The organism is Priestia sp. YIM B13490 (assembly GCF_042787735.1).
GTDB lineage: Bacteria > Bacillota > Bacilli > Bacillales > Bacillaceae_H > Priestia > Priestia megaterium.
The window spans coordinates 834,066-859,753 of record NZ_JBHZOT010000003.1; the positions used below are offsets into that span (position 1 = coordinate 834,066).

The following is a 25,688-nucleotide window of genomic DNA, read 5'->3' on the forward strand; positions in this document are numbered from 1 at the left end:
CATACTTACTTTTTATTTGCTTTCTTCGCAATCGCAATCATTGTAGCTAAAACACCGACTGTAATAATCACAATAGCAATTACAGCAGTGGTAATAATAATTCCTGATGTTACTTCTGAAACACCCATTAGTCTACGTTCTCCTTTTGTGCCTGACCTATTTACCTACATCAGCATACTGGTCGGTTTATTCCTATTATATACGAACTTGTAAAGCGACGAAATATGTGACACATAATTGACATACTGTTTATATGTTTTCTTTTAATTCTACGTTTTATTTAAGAAAATACGGGAATAATTCAAACATATATAAGAAATACTCTTTATTTCTTTAAAGAAGTATTGTAATATAAATGTAACAATTGTAATATTAACAGCATGAATGTTACATATATTTCAATGAATGAGTAGGAGGGAAATGGAAATGAAAAAATTTGGAATAATCTTAGCATCACTTGCTCTTTTCTTTTCACTAAGCACAGGAGTTACAGCTCAAGCAGCATCACAAAATCTATCAACGACTAATGCGGTAAAAATTGCAGCAAACGCAAGCAACCATTTCTGGAATGCACTTCATGGATCTAAAGGTAATTTATGTACTCAAAAAACATTTAATTATAAAGGCACTCAGTACTCATATCTTTGTCAAGATTTTAATACAAAAAGCAAACTAGTAAGCTACTTATCTGAAACTTTTACAAACAGTGCTATTCAAAAAGGATTAACAAATTATCGCTACATCACATATAACGGAAAGCTTGCTCGTCCTGTCGGTGACGGATTCAGCATGCTAGAGTGGAACAAAGCAAAAGCAAAACTAACTTATCAACGTGCCGATGTTCGCTCTTATCAATTTACGGTTCCAACAGTTGACGGAGGAAGTGTAAAACGCACCGTTACATTTTATAAATCTGGTTCACAGTGGAAAGTAAATAAGTTTGATGCTGTACTATAAGCAATATAAAAAACAAGGTCTTCTAAGGCCTTGTTTTTTTATGCTCTCTCTTCCGCTCTTTATTAAAGAAGTTTCACTTTATTTTCACCAACTCCCCTTATAGTATGGAGACACACTACTACTTATTCGATACATTGTCATCGGAGGATTTTATATGAACATACTACAAAAAAGAACGGCTTTTATCGTAATGGCTGCTTTTCTTTTAGCATTTGTTTTCAGTATCGTTTCACTATCACACTATAAAGGAGAAGAACATTTATTTTCGATTCAAGAAAGTCATCAGTTAAAAAAGATTACGAATGGTATATCTGCTCCTGATAATAATTCGAGGGATCATCGTCTTCCTTCAGGAAACGGTTCCGCTTCGTCTAGCAATTCCGGAGAACACGTAACGCCTTTTCATAATCTATCTATGGATAACGGTGCCGCAGGTCAAGGAGCTAATAAAGACTATGAAACGCCGCTCGCTCTTTATACAGTGGGCTTTTTTATAGCAGCAGCTTTCGTTTACGGATTATTAAAGAAAAAGAAATGGCATTATTCAATAGGGCATTCTCGCGTTATTTTATGGTCATTACTTGGCACTGGACTATTTATCCGGATTGCGCTGATTCCGTGGGTAGGCTCTCATATGGATGCATCTCTTTTCAAAAACTGGGCATCGGTTGCGGCTAATCATTTTTCAAATTTCTATGCTAAAAGCGGAAGCGATTATCCGCCGTTTTATATTTATATCTTGTTTATCGTTGGGAAAGTTGGCAGTTTACCGGATTTTCAGCAGTATTTTTCGCTGTTGATTAAAATCCCGCCTATTTTAGCAGATGTCGTCACATCTTATTTACTCTATCGTTTAGCTCGTAAATACTTGGCACCTTCTTTTGCCTATCTGTTAGCAATTGGGTATTTATTTAATCCGGCCATTTTAGTTAATTCAACGTTTTGGGGACAAGTCGATTCATTTTTCACTTTGCTTATTGTCCTAGCAATTGTAATGATTACGGAAAAAAGAATTTACGCGTCGGCCGTTATTTTTACAGCAGCGGTCTTAATGAAGCCGCAGGCGATTATTATCCTGCCTATTTTGTTTTTCGAGCTCATTCGCCTGAAGCAAGTGAAACATTTCTTCGGCATTGCTTTCACTGCTGCTTTCACTGCTGCTGTGATTTTATTGCCTTTTTCAGCTGGAAAAAGTCCTGCGTGGATTATTAATTTATTTTCATCCACCATTGGAGAGTACCCGTATGCCTCTGTTAACGCCTATAACTTTTTTAGTTTAATAGGCGCAAACTATAAAGACAGCTCTGCAACGCTGCTGTTTTTCAGCTATCATACGTGGGGGCTTATTTTTATCGTCGCGACGACTATTTTTTCTTGGCTTATTTATATAAAAGGACGCAGCTTTAAATACGCCGCTCTTGCAGCACTTATTCAAATTTCCGGAGTATTTACGTTTTCTTCAAGCATGCATGAACGCTACTTGTTTCCAGCAGCAGCTCTTGCTTTGCTTGCTTATATTTATTTGAAAGACAAAAACTTGCTTTATTTATCCCTTGGATTTAGCATCAGTATTTTTATGAACACTTTTTTTGTTTTATACGGTGACAGCAATATGCAAAACAGTACGTCCTATCCGTTTTCTATGTTTGCTACATCTATGCTAAACGTTTTGCTTGTTATTTATTTAGTAAAAGTTGCTTGGAATTTAGTTCAAAAAAGTACGGTTTTAAAAACTGCATAATACAAAAAGCTCAGTGAGTATGACTGATCACTGAGCTTTTTTATATAACAAGCGACATGCCTGGCGCGTCTTCTTCTCTTTCTTGAAACCCTAATTTTTTATAAAAATGATGCTTTCCTTTTGCTGCAAACAGCTGAATCGATTCAATTCCGCTTTCTTCGCATTTCGTCAACAGCTCTTGAATAATTTGCTTTCCAAGCCCTTTGTTTTGGTATGTGGGATCTACCATCACGTCGCAAATAAGCGCTTGGTAAATTCCGTCTGAAATCATACGGCCAAATGCAATTAATTGTTCATTGTCATAAATACCGACTCTAAACCAGCTGTTGGCTGCGGCTTCAAACAGCTGTTCTTTTGTATAATTGCCTTTTTTACTTTTATGTAATCCGCTCGCTTCATGCAGAGCTGCAAACTGCTCAAATGACGGAACCTCTTTTTTTATTACGTAAGACACGTTCATTCTCCTTTCAATACCGTTGTTTCTATATTATATTTATACATCAAACAGAATAATAATTCAACATTTTTATCTAGTTATCTTGTTACCCTTTCTCCAAATAAAAAAACTGCCAAACGGCAGTTTTTTAGGCTTGTACTGATTTTTTTCGTTTTTTAAGATCAATTCCTGCGATTATAAGCAAAATGACTCCAAGAACAATAATGATTTTACTCACCGTTTCTAGCCACTCCGGTGCGCTTCCAGCAAGTAAAAGTGAAAACCCAATGATATAAACCGGGAACCCCGCAAGAGCCCAAGGGGATTTCACCTTCTTTTTCTTCATATGTAGGATCTCCTCCTTCTTTACAGATTCTATATAGACTGTATATGATGAGTTTATCAGAAAAAATTGGAAACAACAAAGGAGACAAACGCATGCATACGTTGCCTCAAACGTTTTGTGATACGATTACTCACCTTCACTCTCATAAAGGTCAAAAGTGGTTAACTGACTTTCCTCAGCTGATTCGCTACTGTGAAGAGCGCTGGCGCATCAACATTCACAGTCACTTTCCCCTTTCTTACCACTTTGTTGCTCCTGCGCGCAAAGCAGATGGAAGTGAACTAGTTGTCAAACTTTTTGTAGAGCCTTCAGAGCTGCTTCATGAGCAAGAAGCACTGACAGCACTAGCTGGTGAGAGCACGGTAAAGGTCGTGGACAGCGATGCTGAAAAAGGCATTTTACTGCTTGAAAAGCTGTCTCCCGGATGCCCGCTTTCCTCTTTATCAACTAAAGACGAAGCTGCGTTAACCGCTGCTAGGCTTATGAAATCTCTATGGCGCATGCCTCACTCGGACTCCACTATCGAAACAGCCATTAAAAGAGAGAAGCAGCTTCGAGAGTATACACAAATGTATCCAAACGGTATTGATTTTCTTTCTTCTGAAACTCTTCAACACGCACTATCCGTTTTCTCTGAATTAAACCGGACTTCTCAGCAGCTTTTTTTGCTTCACGGTGATTTGCATCATGATAACATCTTACAGTCTGGTGAGGCGTGGAAAATAATTGATCCAAAAGGGTTAATTGGAGAAAAAGAGTACGAAATTATCCCTTTTCTTTTAAATCATCTGCCTAAAACAAACGTGGCAGAGACAATTGACCATCGAATCAATATATTTGTAAAAGAACTGAACGTAAATAAAAAACGCATTTTACTGTGGGGATACGCTCATTCTGTACTAGCCACGTGCTGGTTAATAGAAGACCGCCAAGACGCCGCTTCTTTTTCACGTGCTATAGAAGCATTTCAGCACTTATTTGAGTACTATTACGGGCATAAAAAATAAGAGCCGACATTTGGCTCTTATTTTTTGCATTTCTCTGCGACAAGCTCATATGATTTTAATCGGTCAGCCGGATCGTGTGTAATGGTGACAAGCATGAGTTCATCCGCTCCGTAGCGTGCTTGAACTTCTTGAAGACGGACGTGTACTTCTTCTGGGTCTCCGATAATCATGGCTTCTTTCATCTTCTTCATTTTTTTCTCTTCTTCTTCTGTCAGCGGATAGCTGGCCGCTTCTTCAATAGAAGGCACGCCTTTTGCTTCCATTTTATCCTGCTGAATTTTCCATACGAGTGAGCTCGTTGCGATGCGATGGGCTTGCTCCGTTGTTTCAGCGCAAATGACCGATACAGTGACAATCGCATAGGGCTGATCACCGGTCCGTCTTGGCTGAAATGCCTGTTTGTACTGATCAATAATAGCTGAACCATCTTGTTCACTCATAAACTGTCCAAACGTATAGGCCATTCCGTTTCTAGCGGCGAGCTCGGCACTTTTTTTACTTGTGCCAAGCAGCCAAGGTTCCGGAGAGACAGGAGGCAGCGGCGAAGCTGAAAGCTTTGCGTATTCATGTTCAGCCGGAAATTTATCGTCTAAAAACTGCAGAAGCTCTTCAACAAGTTCAGGCATTTTAAATACTTGCTGCAAGAAGTTATCCGACAGCGCATTTGTTGCTTCAGCCGATCCACCCGGCGCGCGTCCAATTCCTAAATCAATTCGCCCTTGAAACAGCGTTGCGAGCATGTTATACGTTTCCGCTACTTTATACGGCTTGTAGTGAGGTAGCAGCACCGCTCCCGATCCAATTCGAATTCTATTAGTCTGTGCGCCGATATAGCCAAGCATCACTTCAGGAGCCGAACAGGCAAGTCCAGACAAATCATGATGCTCTGCAATCCAGTAGCGCTCATAGCCAAGCTTGTCACCCGCTTTGGCCAGCTGCATCGATGCTTCTAACGCTTCTGCCGGGGTCTGATGGGATGAAACGGGCGATTGGTCGAGTATACTTACTTTCATCACGCATCTGCTCCTTATTCGTTCACTTCAATTAAACTTAATGAAAAATCCCCTACCTGGCCTTTTTCATATAAATTGGTAAAAGACGTAGAGTACTGATGAATCGTTCCTTGGAAATCCAGATCTTCTTCCGGGACATTTACATGAAAAGTACCTTTATATAAAAGTGTAGTAATATCATGATATTCCTCACTTGTTACTTTGAAATCAACTGAAACTTTTGTTTTGCCTTTTACAATTTCTTGTTCATAGCTGTAAATTTGAATAGGCGTATCATTTAATACAATTTCTTGTACCACGTTAAATCGTCTCCTTTTTTAGTGCGTATGAAAAATAATAGCACTTGAAGAAGTCATGAGCAAATAAAAGAGCTTCTGGTTGCCCATGCAAAAAAAGCATGGCTTTTTTGCCATGCTTTTAGTCCAAAAACGATCTTATACGCGCTTTGCACGCGTGCGTTTGAATACGAAATAAAGAACAATAATAACAAATGCCGCAACCACAAACGGAAGCGTATATTTGCTTGCTACGTCTTCAATGTTCGCCCAGTTCTCGCCTAGCTTTCCGCCTAAGTAAATAAATAAAATCGACCAAGGAATCATCGCTAACACGGTTAAAGACGTAAACTTCCAAAACGGCATTTTAGCAATACCTGCAGGAATCGAAATCGCATGTCGAACAACCGGGACAAAACGAGCGGAGAAAACAACGCCCGCGCCGTATTTATTAAACCAGTTTTCAGCAAGATCAATATGCTTATCATGAATAAATAAGTACTTGCCGTATTTTTGAAGAAACGGACGTCCTCCGTAGGCTCCAATCCAATATAAAAACCACTGTGCAATCGTTCCGCCAATAATTCCGGCAATGACTGCTCCAGGAAAACTAATCATACCTTGAGAAATCATATACCCTCCGTAAGCTAGTACAATTTCACTTGGAATGATTTCAATCATTAAGCCGAGCGCAATACCTAAATAGCCAAGGCTCGTTAAAAAATCCAAAATACTCGCAACAAATGAACTCACCTTTAATCACCTTACTCATTCTTTAATAATTTTACACTACTACTATATTCCAACCATCAGTATAAAAGGAAACTATGAACTCACTATGAACAGCTTACTTCCCTGTTGACTGCCGGTACCTTTTCCGCAGCTCATGCGTATGCAGATCTGCTAGGCGGACCGGAATCGGAAGCTTACTTTCTTTTGAAATAAAATGCATCATAAGCTGATACGACATGTCCAAATCAATATAGTTTCCGCACGACAGAAAAATAGGCTTTACCCCTTTGGCTGTCCTTACTACTCTACCATAAACTTCATCATCAATCACAATATCTTCATAAGCGCCCTCTGTATCTTCAGGCATAACGTAATCATGTCCCTTGATCTTTAAATAGCTTTTCCCAATTCCAACGGTAGGTTTATTGAGAAAAAACGAAGCATGTGTGGCTACTCCCATGTGCTCGTAGTGCAAATATCCGTTGCCATCAAATAAAAACACGTCGGGCTCTATTTGAAGTTTTTTAGCCGCTTCAAGAATTAAAGGCAGCTCTCGAAAAGCTAGGAATCCAGGAAGATAAGGAACAGTTACTTCTCCTACACTGTGCACTTTTTCTACAACGTTTTTCGTCTGATAATCAACCACTACAATGCTGCAAGCTCCGTAAGATATGCCGTTTTCTTCCCAATACGCAACATCAACACCAGCACAGTTATGTATATGCGTCATTTTGACGCCTGATGTTAAATCAATTTGTGCTTTTAGCTTTTGCTGAAGCGTCCGGCACTCCTCTTTTGTTTGCATCGTAAACGTATGTATGTACTGAATATCCATGTTCCATTCCTTTCATTGACTGACTCACCTATTATACAACTATTTTCTAAGAAATTCCTATTCTTTTTTTCACACCTTTTATTATAGCGCTGTTTCCTTAACGTTTGATTAAAATTCCTATTCGTTTACGCATTTTTTGTAAACATCACCATGAAAAAATCCCTATTTTTCTTTACGAAATGTCAACGCTTTCTACACACTTTCTCTATATCAGCATCACATTTTTTCGTTATGCTGTTTCTATACCAACGCATAGGAGAGAAACGTGATGAAAAAATATTTAGCTGTTCTAAGCGCCGTCGCCTTATTATGCTGTTCGATTGCTTCTTCTGCTTTTGCACGCACGGAAGAAAAACTCACAAATATCGCGCACCGAGGAGCCTCTGCTTACGCACCTGAAAATACAATGGCTGCTTTTCACCAAGCGCTAGAAATGAATGCGGATTACATTGAACTTGACGTGCAGCAAAGCAAAGACGGTGTACTCGTTATTATGCATGACCGTACCGTAGACCGAACAACAAACGGAAGCGGACACATTCGAGAGTTAACGTACGCGGAGCTTCAGCGCTTGGATGCAGGAAGCTGGAAAGACAATTCATTTGCGAATGAAAAAATTCCAACTCTTTCACAAGTGTTAGATGAATTTCAAGGAAAAATCGGTATATTAATAGAGTTAAAAGCGCCGGAACTTTATCCTGGAATTGAAAAAAAAGTAGCTTTTGAAATCAACAAGCGACAGCTCGATCACGTTATCATTCAGTCTTTTAACGTTTCATCCATGAGAAAAATGCATGAGCTTCTCCCAAACGTTCCTATAGGCATACTAACTTCTTCAGAGCGAGATACAAACCCAAACTCAATCCGGCAATTTGCTGACTTTGCCACTTACTTTAACCCTTCCTATGATATCCTAACGCCTGCTCTTATCCACCAAGTCCATTCTGCCGGAATGAAAATATCACCGTGGTCTGGAACCAAGCGGCTTCCGGCTTCATTTTTGTGGAAAACAAAAAGTGACGGAGTGATTACGAATTATCCTGATGAAGTGAATTGGGTGCAAACATCAAGTACTATCGGACAACAGCTCGAAAAAGGCAGCGCCCGCCGAGTAATTACACTTGCCGTCACAATGTGGCCATAGTTCCTGTAATCTTTTACTAGTAACCTCGTCTTCCTTACTGCCTTTTTAACGCTTCAATACGTTTAATTTCATTGAAATACTGAAAGTTCCCTTTAAAACATCTCTCCATCGTTTTAAAAAACTGCTCCGCTCCTCCTAACACCATCATAAAAAAGTCTTGTTTCGGAAGCACTGCTTTTACGGGAGGAGATGTATGCAAGGTATACAGTATAAACTGTTCAGAAGCCGATTTTAAGGTTAATGCTAACGCTTGATCTGGAAAATTCATCTCTCCATACCCGGTCTCTTTTAAACTCTCCATTGCATTCAACAAATAAAGCCACATCCCATCTATAACGTCCCATGCAGATGCATCAAGAAGCGGCTCACCGTAGTATTCGAGCTTAATAGCTCCTTCAAGGCAAGTAAAATCAAGCTGATTACCGTAACGAATGAGTTCTGCTTCATTTGATATCTCGATAAAATAGGTAGATTCCTTTTCATATAGAGATGATAAATCGGTAATCAAAATATCTGGACGCTTAATGAATGTTTGAACACGAAACAACGTTATCCCTCCATGCTCTGTTTACTTTCACAGCTCAAATAAATTTTCTCCGTCCTTATTTACCCAATACTTTTCTATTTCTGGAATCAAACCTGTAAAGTCTTCATACGTTCCTTCCCAATCGCTTGGAACATATTCTTCAAATGAAGCCGGTTCAGGAAACATGGAATAGAACGCCTTTTGATCAAAATCCACTAAAAACGAAGGGCTAAAGTCTAATACGTCTTCTTCACCTTTGCTTTCTATTTTATTTTCAAACAGCTTTAAAAGAGTAGCTCCATCTGCTTTATATGACTCTATACGTTTTAAAAAAAGCTCAGCATTTTCACTGCTGAGAACCTCGATTCCTTTTCGTTCAGGTTCAATATATTCAGCAACCGCTGAATCACCTTCATTTTCAAAAGCTTGTGTAAACTTTACATAATCCAGATACCATAGCTCTCGATCGGTTACATACCATTGAAACTGCTTTTTATATACCACTCCGACAATTACGTTTTCAGCATATATAGGTTCTAGCATGAGATGGACCTCCTTGCTTTTATTAGCTTTGTGACCTGCTATATACGATTTTATTAGTCTTCAAGCACTCTCTTTTGTACTTTTTCATTCAGCTTTTGCTTTAGATATTCAGCAATTTCTATTTGTCCTCGTTCAATCGCAAATTCATAGGCATCCATATCTTTCATCGTATCTCCCGTATACTTTACAGTAATATCAATACCACTCTGAACAAGGTATTTTACAATATTAAGGTGACCGCCATAAATCGCTGAAAATAAAGGATTTCTACTCGAATCGCTTACATCTAATATTGCACCTCTATCGTATAAGTACTGAACTATGCTAAATTCACCTACACTCGCTGCATGTGCAATTGGCGCTGACTTTGGTACACCTTCATTTGTGTTAATATCCATCCCGTATTCAACTAGGAACTTTATCATATCAAGGCTACCAGCTCTAACAGCCACGTGTAGCCACGTTCCAAAAGGAGTTATAAATTCAAGCAACCTTTTATCTGCAATCAGAATCTCTTTTGCTTGTTCTGTATCACCGTTCTTAATGAAATCATAGGTTTTAACTGCTTTTTCCTTATTATCCATAGAAACCTCCTAAGATATTTTTGTTCATACGGCTTCTTCACCAGTTTATAGTATCAGAGAGATTTCTTTAGCCTTCTGAAACCCCTTCTAGAATTCTTCTAATGATTTAAATAGGATTATGTGGATATTCTTTTAAATAGTGCTCTATTAAACTCTTACTCTATTTCAGCATATTGGTTCACACGCCCTACTCATATGCAGTAAAACCAAAAATCCTCAATAGCCTGCTCTACTGAGGGTTTCACTCTTCACTTAAACTATATTTTTTCTCTATTTAAATTAACTCTATAATAAGTTTAAAGTATTTATCATCTTCCTGAAAAAAGATTTTATAATCTTCAATTTGATAAGCCTTGTACAAATACGCTTTTGCTTTTTCGAACTCTCCAAGCTCATAAAAACTTTCCCCTAACCGCAACAACAGAAAAGGATTTTCATTTCCGTCCGGACACTTCAAGGCATATTCCAAGCTGCGTATAGCATCTTCATAGTTTTGTATTGAAAAGTATGTATCACCTAAAGTGCCGTAAATCCACGTAGCCGCTGACCATTTTTCCTTTGGCTCTGGAACTAATTCAAGTGCTCGTTGATAAAAAGCAAGCGCTTCACTCATTTGTTGCAGTTCAGCAAATTGATCACCTTCTTCACATAACTTGACAATTTGCTGGTGAAGTTGCTCGTTCATTTCCATTACAGCATCTCCCTACTGAAATAATAAGGTTTCATCTTCATGATCCTTTTAGCAGCTTTATATATTTGACATCTTGCCCTTCGAACGATCTTCCTTCTGACTTTTTATTACCAATATCAAAAAATTCTTTTGCGACATTTAATTCGCCCAACTCATAATAAATACTTCCTGATAAAAATTCACGCTCTCCGTCATCTATTCTTTCAAAATCCGATGTATATAAATGATTTAACCACTGCTTAGCGCTTTTGTAATTCTTTATCACTATAAATGTATCAATAATATCCCGTACAATATTGTAAGTGTCAGGATATAAACCTTTAGGCTGTGGAATTTCACCCCAAGCTTGTACCAATAAATCTATAGATGTTTCGTAATCATTATTTTCAAAGCATTCATCGCTTTTGGTCTTATATTTCTCAATTCTCACTTGCTTTTCAGGTTCAATTTGTATCATTTCTTCCTCCACTCAAAATATCTTCATCTCTTTCATTTAATACTGCCTTCACTTGATCTCTTTCAAAAATCACCATATATTCGTATGGTAAAGCTAAAACTTGAATAAGGGATGGACGAATCTTTAATAATTGATAAACATAAAAAGCCTCAAGCTCTTCTGTATCATCTTCTTCATTTACCGGCCCTATGTACCAGCCAGAATCTCCTCGTTCAGCTCCGCCGCTTCTTTGTAAGTAAATACTATCTACTTCTAGTATATTTTTAGCTATCACGACTTTATCACTAAAACTTACATCTTCACCGTTTTTCATGTTTAACTTGCGCAAAAAGTGAACTTGTTCCAACTGCACCCATAGAGCAAGCGTTAAATCTTCTGTATAATCCTCAAAGGGATTCCCTGAATAGTCCGGTGAAAGAATGTAATACTCTTGACCCTTTACAGAAACAATAAAGTTCGACCACCCTATTTGTATCGAAAAGCCGTCAGTCCATTTTTCTCTTTCTATCGTTTCAAAGATACGAAATAGACTCTCAACCTGCATTTTTAATTCATGTTCTGCTTGAACTACGACTACTTTATCCCCTATATTTTTAATGAATTTTTTCAATTATTCTTCCCTTTCTTTTTTCACTAATTTTGTTGCCAAATATATTGCGTTTGGACAGTACGTAAGGTTGCTTTCTATAGCTTATACCCATAAAAATACTTTTGTCCTTTTTCCCAGTTTTTAATGGAAAGATTATTAATATACTCCATCATTTTTTTATAATGGCTTGCATTCATAATTGTGCGGCAATCTCCAGGCACTTTTTCCCCAGTTAAAATGGATAATAAAGATGGAATCAACTCCATTTTTAATGGTTCTTCGTTATGTGCTGCAATCACCGCTCTTTGGACTAATTTTTTTGCTAAGTCGCCGGGAAAAGCTAAATTTTGTTGAAAGTAATAACTTTCTGTATCATTCTCATTGCAATACTCAACATAATAGTCTCCTATTTCCTCGGCAGTCGCCTCTTCTCCAATTTTCGCTTCATAGTCAAGGAAAAAATCAAGCGATTCCCTTATGATAATAGCCGTATCGTCAATTTCGTTCCAGTCTTCAAGTAAAGCCAATAAATATGGAACTACTTCAAGAGAAAGTGATGTTATCGCTGCTGATGCAAACGTATCAATTGTTTCTTCAGTACCTTTACTAAGAAATCGCAGGTTGTTTGAATCTCTTAAGTCGTCATGTGTTGCGATAGCGAAAAAGACCCTTATACACAAATTCAAAACCGCTTCATCTTTAGTCCGGTTCATCAATTGAATTAATGACGGCTTTTGAGTAAAATCCCTTATTTTATATAACTCGATTAAATTAAATAAAATGTCCCTTTCTGTATGGTTTTTTAATAGATGTTCTTTTATTTCAGCTTGAAATAAAGTGATTTTTTCACCAAACCATATACTATTCATAAGGTTTCTTGAGCCTACCATCATTACACCTGCTTTCGCTAAGTAAATTATCTATTTCAACTTTCCCTTTAAATATTCAGCAATTTCTATTTGTCCTCGTTCAATCGCAAATTCATAGGCATCCATCTCTTTCATATTTTCACCAGAGTATGTAATCGATATATTAATATGATTCTCGACTAACAGTTTAACCATCTCAAAATGACCGTTATATATGGCAGCAAACAGCGGATTTCTATCTGGTTCACTAATATCAAGTTCAATATTATGGTTAATAAGATACTTAGCAATATCTATATGTCCTTTTGCAGCCGCTCTTTCTAAGGCATTGGTAGAAAAAGTTCCTCCTTGTGCATTCACATCTATTCCAGCACGAATAAGGTATTGTACAATTTCTAAATGACCATGAGCTGTCGCTACATGTAGCCATGTGCCAAAAGGTGTGACCAATGTTAACATTTCTGGATTTTTCTCAAATAAGTCTCTTACTTTATTTAAGTGACGACCTTTTATAGCACCTCTAATAGCTTTTGCTATGTGAGTTGTTTCCATTTTTCGTTTTCCCTCTACTTTCTACCTTGTAGAATCCTCTCCAAAATATATCGTCTCTCTGCTTGGTGTGATGCGCTGTAGTGTGGGGAGCTTATTGTCTATAGCAAGACTCGATTCGTTGCTTCTTCATATACTCCTACTAGTCTTCATTACTATAATTTTGTTTGATTTTATGTAAAAGAGCCATCACTTTTTCTTTATCATGGGCATGATCTTCAATATATACGCGGCAGATTTTGTGCAAGTAAGTTAAAAACGTTTCATAATCGACAATAACACTTTTGTCAGTGTCACCCGTACCGTCTAGAAATTCAATTCCGTTTTCAACATAACCCTCTTCCCACGGCTCTAAGTCACCTGAAAATGTACAAATGTGGTACTCATTTCCATAACCAGTTTCCTCTGAAAAATAGTGTAAGACTTTTAAAAATTTTTGATCTGATAAAGCGCTATAAAAACTTATCATGGGAGACAATGTACAATCTATATCATGAAATAATTCTACGATCTTCTTCATTCGTATCCCCTTTTTATAATTAATTGAATCAACATTTACTATTTGATCACGCCTACTTCTAGGAGAGCCTCAAAAAATCCACAATTATTTTCATGCCCTACTTTAGCTGCGGATTAATGAAGCATAGCTAAAAATTCTTTGAATGTATCTGCAACAGGGTACGTGTTCGGCTCAAGCTCAGCAGAATTTTCATGATCCCATACACAAACGCTAGGGTTATCTCTTGAATTTCTATAATCTAAACACACAAAATCTCCTGCAAATAAAGTCGCGATTGGTAATAAAGCTACTCCCAATAAATCTCCATCATCTGTAAGCCGATCCTCTAATTGAGTCCATGTTACATCAATATCAAACGTACCGGCTTCATTGTTCTCTGGGGCTTCAAGAATACATAAAAACCTTATTAATACATAGCTATGACTCTTCACTTTAAAAGCTTTTGCTTCTGGAGAAGCCCCGTTATTTCTTTTTATCATTTGTTTATAGTCTGGAGGTAATTTCACTCTCCAAAACGCTTCCTTTTCAGCTAGTAAATTATCCGATGGTAATGGATAAATGATTGAATCTTTTTTTATTTCCATTGAATGTACTCCTTCTCTGTAGTATTCTTTCATTCCCTATTGAAATATGTATATTTAACATAATGAATTACACTATAAGCTGTTCATTTTTTATCTATCTTTTACAGCCTCGAGATATCTCTTTAGATGCTTTTGTCCTAGCTTACTTTTTGGCAAGATACCAAGGTATTCATATTTCCATATTGTCTTCCTAGCATGGGAATCTGCGGCTGAAAGATCATCATAATTAAATTGAATCGTAAACGTTTCTTTGTGATTAAAAATTAAAGTGAAGCTGGTCCATGGCTCTTGGTTCTCACTTCCGGTAAACACTTTCCACAATTCTTGGATGCAGTCTAATAATTTGTTCCATTGTTTAACATAGTCTTCTTCACTTACAGCAAAAATTTCAGGAATGTCATGACTGTATATAATTTCATCACTGTTATTAGGATAATAATAGAAGTACGCTGTTTGGGCACCATCAACAACTTCACCATAAAGATAAACTTTAGAACACGCTTCCGGAATGGTCTCTATTACGATATTGCCCATGTCTTGATATAGCTTATTCACTTTTTCTTCGTTCATCTAACATTCCTCCTGCTGCCTTGTTAAATTGCCTAAGAAGCCCTAGCAAAATATTAAAGTCTATTACCTTTCACCTTTTCAAACCACTCATTAGCATTATAACTAGCGGTTTTAACATCATCATTTGTATAAACCATCTCGTAATTGTATTCCGCTGTAAAGTGGCCGCTCTTCACATCATAAATTAATTTCATCTCCGTTGGCATGTCTCTGTTATTTTCTTTACACAGCGCTTCAATTTTTTCAATATCTTCATTTAAAATATCTAATACCATAAATCCTCTTTTCGGAGATGTATCATATCTTTCATCCTCATCCTCTAAGGCGTCGTTCACTTGATGAGATTTTACATATTGATTGTTAATAAGGTAAAAAAACTTACTGGCGATAATGTTTCCTTCACACGAAGCATAGATATACACTTTGTCGGCTCTATCGTTAATATATTCCATACAAATTGATATCATATCGGCTTGGAGTTCACTAAATCGTTCTTCAAATTCTTTCATATGATGGTGCACCTCGCTTATAGACTTTTAATTCTACGCTTGTAAAATGTTCTCTTGATGCAATTCTTTAGGGTTAATTTAGTATCTTCATGAGATGGGAATTTAAGCACAAATACTGGATTTATGCTAAATTGGATTATTGGCATACTCATTTAAATACTTATTAATTAACGCCTTGCTTTCGCTATCATCTGGTTCTGCTTCTAAATATTTATATTCCCAAATCACTAACTGGTCATCAAAGCTGTAATCTGTGTCAAACCAATTTGTATAATCATAATGCACCTTTAATTTGCCATCGCTATCAACAGATAGCGTAAAAGAGTACCAAAGTTCTTGCTGATTATCTTTAAAAACGTTTCTTAATCTATTACTTAACTCAAGTAAAGTTAGGTCCTTCACTTTATAGAATTCTTTATCAATGTCGTATTCATAAGGAATTTCTAAACTATATTTATAGTTCTTTTCATTCTCAAGGGTATTATAAAAAAAGTAAGTTCCTCCTCCAGTTTCTGATATTTGAGCATGAAAATAAAACTTTCCCCATTCTTCTGGTATCATTTTATTCACTGTTTCAGCTATTTCTTTATGTAATTTCTTCATTTCATTTTCCACTTTTAGCAACCTCCGATACATTTGACCTTAATGAAACACCAACAAAAACGGTCTCACCTGCCACTCTTTTCATGACTTCAGTTCGTTCAAATTCTATACCTACCATTCTTCCAGATTTAGCTGCTTGATATTGATATTTAGCTTCCTTTATGTATTTTAGACTTACACCTAACTCTTTTTATAATGCATCAATTAATCTAAGGTTAGTTAGTTAGTTAGTTACTAATTCATTATATTTTAAAAATATCAACCACATCTCCTGGAGATTTATTAATAAGGAGTTCAGGAATGTTTGGATTGCTCTTCTTTAATTTATATTTTTGAATATTTGTTAATGCAGGATTGAAAGAGATATCCTGAGATGTAAACTCTAAGTTTATGAGTTTATTGTAAACTTCCCCTAAAAATTTTTTCCAATTTTTCAAGGGGGAATTTGAAACTTCACCAGGATCTTCTAACATACGATACCCGTCTGCATAATGAAACATCAGTAAACCTGTTCCAAAATCACAAGCTGCATTTTCTAGAATAACTGTTGGCACTTTAAATCCACTATTCCAGTTATAATTCGCAGCAGAGTAATGAAGCAATAGAGAGTTATTAGTATTCAATAAATAACTTATTATGTAATCCTTATCTGTCCTATTAAGTAACTGTTGAAGAAAATGAATATCGTCCTTATCCATAAGTTCTTGCCTCCTTTAAAAAACACTCAAATGCTATAACTTATTGATTATTGCTGTTAAAATTTTCTTCATATCTTTTCATTTTCATCATTTGTTCTTTATCTTTTTCATCCGCTAATTCTCTACTTAAATATTTGTACTCGAAAATCCCGCATCTTCACTTTGTGCTTACTGCTTCCTTTATTTGTATAGCCTTAATAATTATTTAAATAGGATTATTTGGATATTCTTTTAAATACTGATCTATTAAACTTTTAGTTTTTTCATCCGCCGGTGCTTCATCTAAATATTTATACTTCCAAATCTTTTTCTGTGCTACAAATCCGTAATCTGTATTCAACCAATCTGTATAATCAAATGATACAGAGAACTTCCCTGTTTGCTCTAACATTAGCGTAAAAGAATACCATAGTTCCTGGTTATTTTCTTTAAAGATTTCCCTGAGCTGTTCACTAAGATCAAAAAGCTTATCTTCTTCATTATTAAATTCTAGTTCCGATATGTTAAATTGTTTTGGTATATCTAGACTATACGTGTAGCTATTATCTCTAATTGATTTATAAAAAAAGTAAACTCGCCCCCCTGATTCATCAATCTGTGCATAAAAATAAAATCTTTTCCATTCTTCTGGAATCATATTATTAACCGTTTCTGCTATTTCTTGATACAATTCCTGTAACTGGCTTTCCATTTGCATAAAATTTATCCTCCTGACTGGTTTTCAAGTGTTACTATCCCTAGTTCTTCACCTTCAATTTGATACTCTATTCTAAATTTGATAGGGCGTATCGAATGCCCTCTTTAACAGGAAAATCTTTTTACCGATACTTTTTTAGAAAAGCTTCCTTCAAAGCATTTGCCCAACCTTTATCTTTCTCCATATAAACCAAATTCCATTAGAACAATTGTTATCTATTTTACCTGCACTAATGTTGTTCCTCAACACATCGCGTCTGGTTATGTATTCTTCCAAGCCATTTATGATGACAATATCGTAGATGCCTTTTTCGGCTTGCTCCAAGACTTTGAAGGATTTGGAAGATTCAATATTGATTAAAGTAAAAAACCTTGAAAGGCTTTAGCCAATCAAGGTCTAATTTACAAATGACTTTCTTTTACTTCTTCGAACCAACAATCAAAAATATCATCTGGCAATAGTTCGTCATCATTTGTATAAATTAAGTCATATCTATAGTTTGCTTTTAAACTATTTTTCTTAACATCATAAAAAAGTTTCATTTCGGTCGGCATATCCCTATCGAATTCTTCACATTTCTTATGAATAAGTTTCAAGTCATCATTACCAATTTTCAAAGCCGCCTTCTGTCTTTCTCTTGAAACGTCATAAACTAGATTGTCTTGACCATCTAATTTGGCTGTAGCCTCATTTAGTTGATGTTTATGGACTAGCTTTCCATTAATTCTAAAGAAAAAGTCAAAAACATACATTTTAGACTCATGTGAACAATAGATATAAATTTCATCTGCTTTATTTTCAACATACTCTAAACAAATAGCCACCATGTCTGTTTGTAACTCTGAAAAATAATCTTCAAATACCTTCATATAATATAACCACCTCTAATTTTCTATACTTGTAAAACTCATACGTCCCTGTATTTCATATTCTATATCAAAGCTACTTGGTCTTACATTATTACCCTCGTAATTTATTTTAACGTTAACTGAAACATGTTTTCCTTTTTCTATTGCTTTAGCCCATTTATTCTCTAACTTCTTGTATTTACTTAAATTCACATCACTTGCTTGCGATACGAGGTTATCTAGATCTGGCGAGCCTCCAAATCTATCACCAGCTAAATGTCCAGCATGGTCACCTGTTTCTTTTCCTGGCGTGTTTGATTTATGTGGTAATCTACTATCTCTCTCTGTTAATCTTAAGTCTCCTGCGTCAAACTCTTTGAGTCTTCCCGTGTTGTCTGTCTCATATAAATACTCATATTCTCCTGTTTTATACTTAACATTTGGTTTTAAAGCACCTTCCGTAGTCATATGACTTCCATCTCTAATAATACCTTCTGCAACATTAGCTGTTTTATTAGCCGTACCTTTTTGAAATTCCCGTTCACTCACACTCTCTACTTTTGCAGGCTTATCAACCCTCCGAACTGTCTCTACCTTAACCGAATCACCCAACTTCTCCACATCACGCTTGGACATAAATCTTCCGCCAGCTCCGCGATAGCGATTATGAACTGGATCATATTTCACCTTCGTTACCATCTGCATCGTCTGCTGCTTCACATTCTGCAAGGTCTCCCTCACGGTCTGCTGGGCAAGTGCTGGACCAGCCGGCACAAGATCTGGCATGAGTCTTGGCATACTGCTGTCTAGGATGTTGTTATACGTTTTATGTAGCGACTGTGTCCAAGAGGCCGGTGCATTTTTGACGCTTTGGTAGGCTTGCTTTGTGACGTTGGCAACGGCGCTTGTGCGAAGCGTGTTGCGCATGTTGTTAAGCTTTTCGGTTCCTTTGGTCGCAAGGCTTAGGCCTTTAGCTAATCAGACTAAGCTTCAATTGAAACAATTAAAAATGAAAACCCTTTGAAATTATATACCCTCAGATAAAAGAAAGCACTTGTTGCCTAAAGTAGACAATCAAGTGCTTTAAGTTCGTTTATTTTGTAGTAACGGTATGAAATCTTATATATGTTCTGACAATTTCTATGTCAACACTTACAAGTTTTTTTATTGTCATCCTTTTATTCATCGCCTAATAAATTTCATCTCTCTTAAGCTCGTGCTTTGCTTCTAGTCCTATTATCGCGCGTAATAGTCTATGATGAGACAACCAACAGGAGTTTTGAATGTCAAGTAAGTATTTTTTCATCTAGACACAAATACTTTATAAGACAACAAGAGCAAGTGTTATTTAAAACGCTATTAAGTGCTCTTTCAATACATAATAGCGTTTTCTATAATTCTAAACTGCAAACATTCTTCTCCAATTTGATAATTATCATTCTAAAAAATTCATAAAATGATAGTGTGAAAATTAACTTTGTATTTGTAATTCCTTTAAAACTTCTGTCCGCAAATCACTCGCTATATCCCTATTCTTATGGTCATCCAATAAAGAATTTATTCTCTGGATATAACTATCTGAATTCTCTATACACATTTCAAAACAATCCATAAAATGGTCTACCAATGTCTCATCAACTAAAGCGATTGGTTCTGGATAATATTTAACTCCTTCTCTTTCAAACGCTTTTCTGCTAGTATAAGCAACTGCATCAATAACACAGTTCCAAGCTATTACATCCGTTTCATTATCCGACATCTCTTGCACTATTGTTATACCGTTTTCCTCATTGTCTAATAATTCATAAAGAATATCTCCTATATTTTCTTTATTCTCTAGCCACTCCCAGCATTTATATAGAACTTCTTGAGCTAAAATTTGATCTTCTTTTTGAGAAAAGACCGACAAAGCTTTTTCTGAAAGTCCCAGAAAAAATATCACTTTACCGTCTTCTGTTAAATTATTAAATTCAGTATTAGCCATAATTAACCTCCAACTAATCAATATACTTTCCATTTTTAATCATTAGATTAAGCCTACCAGTTACTTTAATGCTTTCATTAATTTCCGATGTTACTTCGATTTTTAAATTAGGATATTTTAAACTTAATTGCTTTAACACACCCGGCGGTACTTTATCGTTTGCTAACCCTTGATAACACTTCCTACATACACCTGAAGGATTCGATTGATGTAGTTTTAATGTTCCTGCTACATCTTCTGGTTTTATACCTGCCTTTATTACTGCTGAATCTAATTCATTTAGAACTCCTTCCTCTGCATGTCTAGTGAACAATGGGTTATTTCCTGGAGCTTTAATATTTCTGTTAGGCATTATTTCATCTAAATCAGGTAACCCAGCTTCTTTGCGTACTTTCGGTGATCCGCCTTCAAAAGTTAAATTTTCTAATCCTTTTACATCCGTTTTTCCAACTGCAACTGTTTCAGTTTCTGGAACATTCCATTTTTCCCTTAGTTCATCTATATCGGTTTTACCAATATCAATCTTACTTTTATTAGCCGCACCCTTGTAAGCAACCGAAACTTTCTCAGCTTTCTGCATGACATAATTTTTTGAGTTCTGCAACGTCTCTCGAACCGTTCTTTGGCCCAAGTCTGGACCTAGAGGCGCTAATTCTGGCATGAGTCTCGGCATATTCGAATCTAGAATATTGTTATACGTTTTCTTTAAGGATTGAGTCCACGATGGAGAGCTTTTTTGAACGCTTTGGTACGCACTGCGGGCTCTGTTCGTAATAACTTCAGTACGAAGTGAATTACGCATATCACTAAGCTTCTTCGCTCCGTTTGCCACGGCATTAGCGCCTGCTTTCGCTGTTTTCCCCGCTACCTTCGTAGAAAGCGCCCCAGCTCCAGCAATTCCTAAGGCTTGCAGAAGACTTGCTTTACGCTGCTCTTCACTGATTTTATTCCCGAACATGTCGCGTCCGGTCATGTATTCTCCTAAGCCGTTTGCAGCCACAAGACCGTAGAGGCCTTTTTCGGTTTGCTCCAGGACTTTGAAGGATTTGGCGGATTTGTAGGCGTCTAGGGCGTGATCCGCTGCGCTTAGGCCTTTAGCCGTTTTGTAGATGGCTTTTCCGCCTTTTGCGGCTCTTCCTACCCAGCCGACAACCGGAATGAAGCCGGCTGCTGCCATGGCTCCCGCTGCGACGCGCTGTGAGGTGGAAAGTTTTTCACCCGTAACAGGGTCCACGCCTTCTGCTGCTCGTTTATAATCATAATATCCGCTGACCTCTCCTGTAAAGGTAGAAACCGCGTCCCACGTTTTTTCATACCACGGCTTGTTTGCTTCTTCTTCTTGCTTTTTTTCCAGCTCGTATACTTCTTCTTGCTGCTTGTTGTAGTCAACATATGAAGTTGCATAGTCGTTTAGCTTAGTTTGAACTTTATACAGCTCGCTGTCGTGATAGGCTTTTTCGTCAAAGGCAAGCTGATAGACACTTCCTCCTTGACTCGTAGCAAGCTCTAAGCCGCTTACCAGCATATCCACTACCGCATAGAAATCGTCCATTTCGCTGTATTCTTTTGACCATTCAGCGTCAAGCTGGTTCACTGCTTCAATTGTATCGGTGCGTTTTTTCTCTGCTTCTTCTATTTTATCGTTAAACTCACTCGTTGAAAACGCTGAAATAGAGACGATATCATCGATGCCGTTTAAAATACTCTGCAGATCGTCGTGCTGCTGCGCAACCATTTCTTTAGCATTGCTGTTGGCGTTTTTTAGCTCCGTTTCTAAAAATGATTCAGTTACAATCGTGCTTCCTGATAGCTTTGCTTTTTCAGCTTTAACGTGAAGCGTTGAAAAATAGCTTTGCTGCATTTTAATTAAGTTTTCCCACTGTCCGGCCGTATCGGCGTGCTGCTTATAAAAAGATTTTATATTATCAGCGCCTTTTCCTTCTAAGCTGCCATCTAAGTCCGCTACGCCCTGCAGCGCTTTTTTCAGTTCACCCAGCTGGCTGAGTAACTCATCGTAGGCTTTTTCCCTGTCTTTTGCTACATCAAACAGTGCTTTTGCATCGTATACCTTTCCCACAGTCATCCCCCTTTGCTGCTACGAATGGATAATAGATTCGTCTTGTTCTTTTAGTAAGTCTACATTAGATTTTGTATCTTTTACGTTTTTGTTTAGTGCTTTTATATAAGTAGAAATAAGCGTTTGAATTTCTTCTTCGCGCGCTTCCCATTTCTCTGTAGTATCAAGGCTGTTTTTTCCAAGGTCAGGCATTTTGCTAATGGATAAATTTCCAATCGCTGTGCTGACTGCTTCAAGCTTTTTGATAACGTCAGCGTGATCAAGCTTAATTGTCATGAAAACAGCCCCCTTCTAATTTCACTAATCTTGTTTTCTACTGCGTCATAGGCTTCTTCACCTTTAGCTAATAAAGAATCCGCTTCTCCAATAACGGCGTTCAAGCCGCTCAAAGCTCCTTTTTCAGCTTCTAGCGCCCATATCTTTGTTTCAATTTCACGAATGTATCCATCGTAATCACCGTCTAAAATGCCTTTTATGTTGTCGTAGGCTGCCGTACGTTTTTCGTCAAAATCATCCGATAACGTACCCGTCCATTTGTCTCCCAGCTCAGGCTTTTTGATGTGTTCAATTTCTTTTAACGAAACAGCTTGTTCATGCTCAATTTTACTTTTAGCCGTTCTTAGCTTAGAAATTTTCCCTTCTACATCTGAGACTCTTCCAGATACTTCACCCAGCAGTCCGTCTAATACGCTTCCTAACCCCATATCGTTCCTCCTGTTCCGCACATTTCGAGTTTAATCCAATAATTATAAGTATAAAATTTGTCTCATTATAGCTAAATAGGAAAAAACTCTCTTTTTTATGCTTCTAGTTTCATGAATTGAGATAAAAATGAAAAATAAGAGAAAAAAGACTCATGTCTAAATACGTTATCCAACCATATACCGTTATCTAAAACAAAGAATAAGTAGAATAAAACCATTCCTTTGTACCCATACCCGTTTTTTCCCACAAATTAAAGCTTTTTGCATAAAAAGACCAGCTTCACTTCGTTTTTTCACACAGCAAAAAACCTCTGCACATCCTGCAGAGGTTTTGTTTTATACTTGAACCGGCGTTGGTTCTTCAGCTGTTTGTTCGTGCTGTATAAGTCCGTAGTTTTCCCATGCTCGGCTTTTCCAGCGGAAAAACATAATAACTGCGCGCGTCCATTCATCGGCTGCGATGGCAAGCCAAATGCCAGCGAGCCCCATGTCTAAATGGAAAACGAAGAAATAACCGAGCGGCAAGCTCATCATGACCATCGACATGGCACCAATTAACACCGGATATTTGGCATCTCCCGCTGCCCGCAGCGAGTTAATCAGCACAATGTTCATCGTTCTTCCCGTTTCAAGCACAATGCTCAGAAGCAGCACCGTCGCCCCAAGCTCAATGATATGCGGATTGTCTGTAAACACACTGATCAGCTGTGTTCTGAATGTCATCACAAGAACAACCATCATCATCGTTACGGCACTGGCCCATTTGACGCTTTTCCATACGCGATGGTACGCTTCATCTTTTTCGTTTCCGCCTACTAAACGGCCGACAATAATCGCTGTACCCATTCCAATTGCAATGGCAAATAAGTAAATGAACATTGAAATATTCATCGCGTACTGTCTCGCAGCAAGTGATTCTGCTCCTAGGTAGGTTGCATAGTATAAAAAGACAATTTGACAGCCTTGATACATCACTTGTTCAAAAGCCGACGGAATACCGATTTTCAAAATTTTACCGATATATTCTTTTGAAAGCGTAATGTAGTACTGAAATTTCACTCTATATTCCATCACTTGATACAGCAGCCAAAAGAACACAATAAGGGCAACGAATCGGCTGAACGCAGATGAAATTGCTGCTCCTTGAACGCCCATTTCCGGAAAGCCGAACTTCCCGAAGATTAAAGCATAGTTTCCTGCAATATGAAAAATGTTCATTCCAAGTGAAACAAACATTGCCTGCTTCGTAAAGCCATGTACGCGAATAATCGCTGCAAGAGAGTTAATAATCGCTTGAAGAAAAATAGCTCCTCCAACGATGGATAAATAGCTTTGTGCATACATCAGTACGTCACCTTGTAAGTTCATCGCTTCCATCATATGTCTTGAAAACAAAAGAAAACCCGCGCTAATGACTAGCCCGACTCCTAAATTTAACGTAACGGCCAAAGCAGAAATCTTTGACGCTTCCATATACCGTTTTGATCCTAAATACTGAGAGACAACAATTGCCGCCCCGTTACCAATGACCTCTAACACCAAAATCGCAATGTGAAGGTATTGATTGGCTGCTCCGACTCCTGATACAGCATCATCTGACAGCGCACTTAGCATAAAGGTATCAGCAATCCCCATTAACATAAAAAGAAACACTTCTAAAAAGATCGGCCACGTTAAGAAAAACAAATTCAGCTTTTCTTTTGGCCCTTTTTTTGTTTCGACCGCGGTCATCCCATCACCTTCTTTACCGATATCCAATTTCAAACAAGAAGTATCTTACCACACATTTCCTTTGTATACATCCCCTTTTTAGCACATTTTTTATTTTATTTGTTTAGGCATAAAAAAAGCCGCTCCCTTAGAGGAAGCAGCTTTTTTTCCGTTATTAAATTGAAATTTTCACTTCTGCGTTCATACCTGGAAGAACTTTATCTGATGCATCATCAATTGAAATTTTCACCGGTACTTTTTGCGTTACTTTTGTATAGTTTCCTGTATTTTGAGCAGGAAGCATAGAAGACACTGAGTTTGTTGCGCGGCCGATTGCTTCAACGTGGCCTTTGAAAACTTTACCTGAGTCTCCGTCCACTGTAATGTCGACGCTGTCTCCTTCTTCTAAGTCACCTAGGTCTGTTTCCTTAATGTTTGCATTGATGTAGATTTTAGATAAATCAGCTGTTTGTGCTAACACATCGCCAGCTTTTACTAATTGATTTTGAGATGCGTTGTTTTTAATAATTGTTCCGTCAATCATAGACGTTACGTCTGTTGATTTTTCGCCTTCTTTTAAGCTTCCAACAGAATCACCTTGTGAAACGCTATCTCCTTCTTTTACATTCCATTCGCTTAACTGACCGTTAGCTGAAGCGATGACTTGTGAAAGCGGTGCTTCTACCTGCGCTTCATCTGTTTTAACGTAATTTGCTTTTTCGTAGAAATAATATCCACCAAAGCCTACTAGTAATAAAATCACAATGATTCCAACAATGTTAGTAACCAATAAACGACTTTTACTCATCGGAATTCCTTCTTTCTATAGTTAGTATATTATACAGATGTTTCTTCTGTTTGAGGTGCCGGCAGCATTTTTCTTTCTTCTT

34 protein-coding genes are annotated in these 25,688 nt (G+C 37.3%); 4 read left to right on the top strand and 30 right to left on the bottom strand.

All coding sequences use genetic code 11. The features are described from left to right. Positions 1 to 5 precede the first annotated feature (5 nt). The gene (locus ACFX4R_RS14185; RefSeq protein WP_013057357.1) at positions 6 to 128 is read right to left on the bottom strand and encodes a hypothetical protein; all 123 of its coding nucleotides are present in this window, start codon (positions 126 to 128) and stop codon (positions 6 to 8) included. A 292-nt stretch (positions 129 to 420) separates the two neighbouring features. On the opposite strand from ACFX4R_RS14185, the gene ACFX4R_RS14190 reads away from it, so the two are divergent. Then, positions 421 to 957 carry an IseA DL-endopeptidase inhibitor family protein gene (locus ACFX4R_RS14190; RefSeq protein ID WP_014459798.1) on the top strand — a complete coding sequence of 179 codons (537 nt, stop codon included), beginning with the start codon at positions 421 to 423 and terminating at the stop codon, positions 955 to 957. 154 nt (positions 958 to 1,111) lie between these two features. Then, positions 1,112 to 2,698: an MptA/MptB family glycosyltransferase gene (locus ACFX4R_RS14195; protein ID WP_377569812.1), complete on the top strand. Its 1,587-nt coding sequence runs from the start codon at positions 1,112 to 1,114 to the stop codon at positions 2,696 to 2,698. 40 nt (positions 2,699 to 2,738) lie between these two features. Here ACFX4R_RS14195 and ACFX4R_RS14200 read toward each other — a convergent pair whose 3' ends face one another. Further along, positions 2,739 to 3,152 (bottom strand): GNAT family N-acetyltransferase, encoded by a 414-nt coding sequence (locus ACFX4R_RS14200; protein WP_377569814.1) that lies wholly within the window; start codon positions 3,150 to 3,152, stop codon positions 2,739 to 2,741. A 130-nt stretch (positions 3,153 to 3,282) separates the two neighbouring features. Continuing rightward, on the bottom strand, positions 3,283 to 3,480 hold the full coding sequence (locus tag ACFX4R_RS14205; RefSeq protein WP_043982972.1) for a hypothetical protein: 198 nt from the start codon (positions 3,478 to 3,480) through the stop codon (positions 3,283 to 3,285). A gap of 92 nt (positions 3,481 to 3,572) precedes the next feature. Here ACFX4R_RS14205 and ACFX4R_RS14210 point away from each other — a divergent pair, with 92 nt between their 5' ends. After that, on the top strand, positions 3,573 to 4,487 hold the full coding sequence (locus tag ACFX4R_RS14210; protein WP_280559745.1) for an aminoglycoside phosphotransferase family protein: 915 nt from the start codon (positions 3,573 to 3,575) through the stop codon (positions 4,485 to 4,487). A gap of 17 nt (positions 4,488 to 4,504) precedes the next feature. Here the strand turns inward: ACFX4R_RS14210 and ACFX4R_RS14215 are convergent, their stop codons facing one another. From ACFX4R_RS14215 to ACFX4R_RS14230, 4 genes are all read right to left on the bottom strand, one after another. Further along, positions 4,505 to 5,500 carry an LLM class flavin-dependent oxidoreductase gene (locus ACFX4R_RS14215; RefSeq protein ID WP_377569816.1) on the bottom strand — a complete coding sequence of 332 codons (996 nt, stop codon included), beginning with the start codon at positions 5,498 to 5,500 and terminating at the stop codon, positions 4,505 to 4,507. 14 nt (positions 5,501 to 5,514) lie between these two features. Then, entirely contained in the window at positions 5,515 to 5,799 is a 285-nt protein-coding gene (locus tag ACFX4R_RS14220; RefSeq protein WP_014459792.1) for a DUF3219 family protein, read from the bottom strand. Positions 5,800 to 5,934: 135 nt separating this feature from the next. Continuing rightward, positions 5,935 to 6,528, bottom strand: coding sequence for an undecaprenyl phosphate transporter UptA (gene uptA, locus ACFX4R_RS14225; protein WP_057245111.1), 594 nt, complete (start codon positions 6,526 to 6,528; stop codon positions 5,935 to 5,937). 94 nt (positions 6,529 to 6,622) lie between these two features. After that, complete coding sequence (locus tag ACFX4R_RS14230; protein ID WP_050690174.1) at positions 6,623 to 7,342, bottom strand: endonuclease V; 720 nt, start codon at positions 7,340 to 7,342, stop codon at positions 6,623 to 6,625. 268 nt (positions 7,343 to 7,610) lie between these two features. On the opposite strand from ACFX4R_RS14230, the gene ACFX4R_RS14235 reads away from it, so the two are divergent. After that, positions 7,611 to 8,486: a glycerophosphodiester phosphodiesterase gene (locus ACFX4R_RS14235; RefSeq protein ID WP_377569818.1), complete on the top strand. Its 876-nt coding sequence runs from the start codon at positions 7,611 to 7,613 to the stop codon at positions 8,484 to 8,486. Between the two features lie 34 nt (positions 8,487 to 8,520). Here the strand turns inward: ACFX4R_RS14235 and ACFX4R_RS14240 are convergent, their stop codons facing one another. The 23 genes from ACFX4R_RS14240 to ACFX4R_RS14350 all read right to left on the bottom strand — a co-directional run bounded on the left by ACFX4R_RS14240 (position 8,521) and on the right by ACFX4R_RS14350 (position 25,606). Further along, positions 8,521 to 9,033, bottom strand: coding sequence for a hypothetical protein (locus tag ACFX4R_RS14240; protein WP_098333061.1), 513 nt, complete (start codon positions 9,031 to 9,033; stop codon positions 8,521 to 8,523). Between the two features lie 27 nt (positions 9,034 to 9,060). After that, positions 9,061 to 9,555: a hypothetical protein gene (locus ACFX4R_RS14245; RefSeq protein ID WP_377569821.1), complete on the bottom strand. Its 495-nt coding sequence runs from the start codon at positions 9,553 to 9,555 to the stop codon at positions 9,061 to 9,063. Positions 9,556 to 9,608: 53 nt separating this feature from the next. Next, positions 9,609 to 10,139: an ankyrin repeat domain-containing protein gene (locus ACFX4R_RS14250; RefSeq protein ID WP_280559751.1), complete on the bottom strand. Its 531-nt coding sequence runs from the start codon at positions 10,137 to 10,139 to the stop codon at positions 9,609 to 9,611. A gap of 274 nt (positions 10,140 to 10,413) precedes the next feature. After that, the gene (locus ACFX4R_RS14255) at positions 10,414 to 10,830 is read right to left on the bottom strand and encodes a tetratricopeptide repeat protein (protein WP_377560323.1); all 417 of its coding nucleotides are present in this window, start codon (positions 10,828 to 10,830) and stop codon (positions 10,414 to 10,416) included. A gap of 37 nt (positions 10,831 to 10,867) precedes the next feature. Beyond that, positions 10,868 to 11,287: a hypothetical protein gene (locus ACFX4R_RS14260; RefSeq protein ID WP_014459781.1), complete on the bottom strand. Its 420-nt coding sequence runs from the start codon at positions 11,285 to 11,287 to the stop codon at positions 10,868 to 10,870. Then, positions 11,274 to 11,897: an immunity protein Imm33 domain-containing protein gene (locus ACFX4R_RS14265; protein ID WP_377569823.1), complete on the bottom strand. Its 624-nt coding sequence runs from the start codon at positions 11,895 to 11,897 to the stop codon at positions 11,274 to 11,276. Before ACFX4R_RS14265 ends, ACFX4R_RS14260 begins: the two co-directional genes overlap by 14 nt. Before the next feature lie 74 nt (positions 11,898 to 11,971). Continuing rightward, positions 11,972 to 12,766 (bottom strand): Imm47 family immunity protein, encoded by a 795-nt coding sequence (imm47, locus tag ACFX4R_RS14270; RefSeq protein WP_377569825.1) that lies wholly within the window; start codon positions 12,764 to 12,766, stop codon positions 11,972 to 11,974. 30 nt (positions 12,767 to 12,796) lie between these two features. Continuing rightward, a complete protein-coding gene (locus ACFX4R_RS14275; RefSeq protein WP_116740454.1) occupies positions 12,797 to 13,297 on the bottom strand; it encodes an ankyrin repeat domain-containing protein in 501 nt (166 codons plus the stop codon). 139 nt (positions 13,298 to 13,436) lie between these two features. Further along, positions 13,437 to 13,814, bottom strand: a complete 378-nt coding sequence (gene cdiI, locus ACFX4R_RS14280) for a ribonuclease toxin immunity protein CdiI (protein WP_193422877.1) — start codon at positions 13,812 to 13,814, stop codon at positions 13,437 to 13,439. A 113-nt stretch (positions 13,815 to 13,927) separates the two neighbouring features. After that, entirely contained in the window at positions 13,928 to 14,398 is a 471-nt protein-coding gene (locus ACFX4R_RS14285) for an SMI1/KNR4 family protein (RefSeq protein WP_033579207.1), read from the bottom strand. A gap of 90 nt (positions 14,399 to 14,488) precedes the next feature. After that, a complete protein-coding gene (locus ACFX4R_RS14290) occupies positions 14,489 to 14,968 on the bottom strand; it encodes an antitoxin YezG family protein (RefSeq protein WP_116740450.1) in 480 nt (159 codons plus the stop codon). Between the two features lie 53 nt (positions 14,969 to 15,021). Next, complete coding sequence (locus ACFX4R_RS14295; protein WP_162214376.1) at positions 15,022 to 15,477, bottom strand: immunity protein YezG family protein; 456 nt, start codon at positions 15,475 to 15,477, stop codon at positions 15,022 to 15,024. A 126-nt stretch (positions 15,478 to 15,603) separates the two neighbouring features. Beyond that, positions 15,604 to 16,092: an immunity protein YezG family protein gene (locus ACFX4R_RS14300; protein ID WP_280559755.1), complete on the bottom strand. Its 489-nt coding sequence runs from the start codon at positions 16,090 to 16,092 to the stop codon at positions 15,604 to 15,606. A 230-nt stretch (positions 16,093 to 16,322) separates the two neighbouring features. Next, positions 16,323 to 16,778, bottom strand: coding sequence for a DUF4274 domain-containing protein (locus ACFX4R_RS14305; RefSeq protein ID WP_162214378.1), 456 nt, complete (start codon positions 16,776 to 16,778; stop codon positions 16,323 to 16,325). Between the two features lie 205 nt (positions 16,779 to 16,983). After that, positions 16,984 to 17,469, bottom strand: coding sequence for an antitoxin YezG family protein (locus ACFX4R_RS14310; RefSeq protein ID WP_025751641.1), 486 nt, complete (start codon positions 17,467 to 17,469; stop codon positions 16,984 to 16,986). Positions 17,470 to 17,876: 407 nt separating this feature from the next. Then, the gene (locus ACFX4R_RS14315; protein WP_162214379.1) at positions 17,877 to 18,344 is read right to left on the bottom strand and encodes a DUF600 domain-containing protein; all 468 of its coding nucleotides are present in this window, start codon (positions 18,342 to 18,344) and stop codon (positions 17,877 to 17,879) included. Positions 18,345 to 18,359: 15 nt separating this feature from the next. After that, positions 18,360 to 19,250, bottom strand: a complete 891-nt coding sequence (locus ACFX4R_RS14320) for a DNA/RNA non-specific endonuclease (protein ID WP_340597209.1) — start codon at positions 19,248 to 19,250, stop codon at positions 18,360 to 18,362. Between the two features lie 544 nt (positions 19,251 to 19,794). Further along, the gene (locus tag ACFX4R_RS14325) at positions 19,795 to 20,307 is read right to left on the bottom strand and encodes an Imm6 family immunity protein (RefSeq protein ID WP_162214380.1); all 513 of its coding nucleotides are present in this window, start codon (positions 20,305 to 20,307) and stop codon (positions 19,795 to 19,797) included. Positions 20,308 to 20,320: 13 nt separating this feature from the next. Beyond that, positions 20,321 to 22,384 (bottom strand): ribonuclease YeeF family protein, encoded by a 2,064-nt coding sequence (locus tag ACFX4R_RS14330; RefSeq protein ID WP_377569827.1) that lies wholly within the window; start codon positions 22,382 to 22,384, stop codon positions 20,321 to 20,323. An 18-nt stretch (positions 22,385 to 22,402) separates the two neighbouring features. Continuing rightward, a complete protein-coding gene (locus ACFX4R_RS14335) occupies positions 22,403 to 22,660 on the bottom strand; it encodes a YwqI/YxiC family protein (protein ID WP_013083474.1) in 258 nt (85 codons plus the stop codon). Further along, positions 22,657 to 23,088: a YwqH-like family protein gene (locus tag ACFX4R_RS14340; protein WP_013057382.1), complete on the bottom strand. Its 432-nt coding sequence runs from the start codon at positions 23,086 to 23,088 to the stop codon at positions 22,657 to 22,659. The genes ACFX4R_RS14335 and ACFX4R_RS14340 overlap by 4 nt, the downstream gene beginning before the upstream one ends. A 336-nt stretch (positions 23,089 to 23,424) precedes the next feature. Then, on the bottom strand, positions 23,425 to 24,819 hold the full coding sequence (locus tag ACFX4R_RS14345; protein ID WP_014459767.1) for an MATE family efflux transporter: 1,395 nt from the start codon (positions 24,817 to 24,819) through the stop codon (positions 23,425 to 23,427). A 154-nt stretch (positions 24,820 to 24,973) separates the two neighbouring features. Then, positions 24,974 to 25,606, bottom strand: a complete 633-nt coding sequence (locus ACFX4R_RS14350) for an HlyD family secretion protein (protein ID WP_025751627.1) — start codon at positions 25,604 to 25,606, stop codon at positions 24,974 to 24,976. Between the last annotated feature and the right edge of the window lie 82 nt (positions 25,607 to 25,688).

Bases quoted from the DNA above. Each gene is read 5' to 3' on its own strand.
- ACFX4R_RS14290 (WP_116740450.1), bottom strand. From the start codon at position 14,968: ATGAACGAAGAAAAAGTGAATAAGCTATATCAAGACATGGGCAATATC.
- ACFX4R_RS14315 (WP_162214379.1), bottom strand. From the start codon at position 18,344: ATGAAGGTATTTGAAGATTATTTTTCAGAGTTACAAACAGACATGGTG.
- ACFX4R_RS14310 (WP_025751641.1), bottom strand. From the start codon at position 17,469: ATGGAAAGCCAGTTACAGGAATTGTATCAAGAAATAGCAGAAACGGTT.
- ACFX4R_RS14325 (WP_162214380.1), bottom strand. From the start codon at position 20,307: ATGGCTAATACTGAATTTAATAATTTAACAGAAGACGGTAAAGTGATA.
- ACFX4R_RS14195 (WP_377569812.1), top strand. From the start codon at position 1,112: ATGAACATACTACAAAAAAGAACGGCTTTTATCGTAATGGCTGCTTTT.
- ACFX4R_RS14190 (WP_014459798.1), top strand. From the start codon at position 421: ATGGAAATGAAAAAATTTGGAATAATCTTAGCATCACTTGCTCTTTTC.
- ACFX4R_RS14320 (WP_340597209.1), bottom strand. From the start codon at position 19,250: ATGCGCAACACGCTTCGCACAAGCGCCGTTGCCAACGTCACAAAGCAA.
- imm47 (WP_377569825.1), bottom strand. From the start codon at position 12,766: ATGGTAGGCTCAAGAAACCTTATGAATAGTATATGGTTTGGTGAAAAA.
- ACFX4R_RS14340 (WP_013057382.1), bottom strand. From the start codon at position 23,088: ATGGGGTTAGGAAGCGTATTAGACGGACTGCTGGGTGAAGTATCTGGA.
- ACFX4R_RS14295 (WP_162214376.1), bottom strand. From the start codon at position 15,477: ATGAAAGAATTTGAAGAACGATTTAGTGAACTCCAAGCCGATATGATA.
- ACFX4R_RS14260 (WP_014459781.1), bottom strand. From the start codon at position 11,287: ATGATACAAATTGAACCTGAAAAGCAAGTGAGAATTGAGAAATATAAG.
- ACFX4R_RS14245 (WP_377569821.1), bottom strand. From the start codon at position 9,555: ATGCTAGAACCTATATATGCTGAAAACGTAATTGTCGGAGTGGTATAT.
- ACFX4R_RS14275 (WP_116740454.1), bottom strand. From the start codon at position 13,297: ATGGAAACAACTCACATAGCAAAAGCTATTAGAGGTGCTATAAAAGGT.
- ACFX4R_RS14210 (WP_280559745.1), top strand. From the start codon at position 3,573: ATGCATACGTTGCCTCAAACGTTTTGTGATACGATTACTCACCTTCAC.
- ACFX4R_RS14345 (WP_014459767.1), bottom strand. From the start codon at position 24,819: ATGACCGCGGTCGAAACAAAAAAAGGGCCAAAAGAAAAGCTGAATTTG.
- ACFX4R_RS14215 (WP_377569816.1), bottom strand. From the start codon at position 5,500: ATGAAAGTAAGTATACTCGACCAATCGCCCGTTTCATCCCATCAGACC.
- ACFX4R_RS14230 (WP_050690174.1), bottom strand. From the start codon at position 7,342: ATGGATATTCAGTACATACATACGTTTACGATGCAAACAAAAGAGGAG.
- ACFX4R_RS14255 (WP_377560323.1), bottom strand. From the start codon at position 10,830: ATGGAAATGAACGAGCAACTTCACCAGCAAATTGTCAAGTTATGTGAA.
- ACFX4R_RS14335 (WP_013083474.1), bottom strand. From the start codon at position 22,660: ATGACAATTAAGCTTGATCACGCTGACGTTATCAAAAAGCTTGAAGCA.
- ACFX4R_RS14185 (WP_013057357.1), bottom strand. From the start codon at position 128: ATGGGTGTTTCAGAAGTAACATCAGGAATTATTATTACCACTGCTGTA.
- ACFX4R_RS14350 (WP_025751627.1), bottom strand. From the start codon at position 25,606: ATGAGTAAAAGTCGTTTATTGGTTACTAACATTGTTGGAATCATTGTG.
- ACFX4R_RS14235 (WP_377569818.1), top strand. From the start codon at position 7,611: ATGAAAAAATATTTAGCTGTTCTAAGCGCCGTCGCCTTATTATGCTGT.
- ACFX4R_RS14205 (WP_043982972.1), bottom strand. From the start codon at position 3,480: ATGAAGAAAAAGAAGGTGAAATCCCCTTGGGCTCTTGCGGGGTTCCCG.
- cdiI (WP_193422877.1), bottom strand. From the start codon at position 13,814: ATGAAGAAGATCGTAGAATTATTTCATGATATAGATTGTACATTGTCT.
- ACFX4R_RS14250 (WP_280559751.1), bottom strand. From the start codon at position 10,139: ATGGATAATAAGGAAAAAGCAGTTAAAACCTATGATTTCATTAAGAAC.
- ACFX4R_RS14285 (WP_033579207.1), bottom strand. From the start codon at position 14,398: ATGGAAATAAAAAAAGATTCAATCATTTATCCATTACCATCGGATAAT.
- ACFX4R_RS14305 (WP_162214378.1), bottom strand. From the start codon at position 16,778: ATGGATAAGGACGATATTCATTTTCTTCAACAGTTACTTAATAGGACA.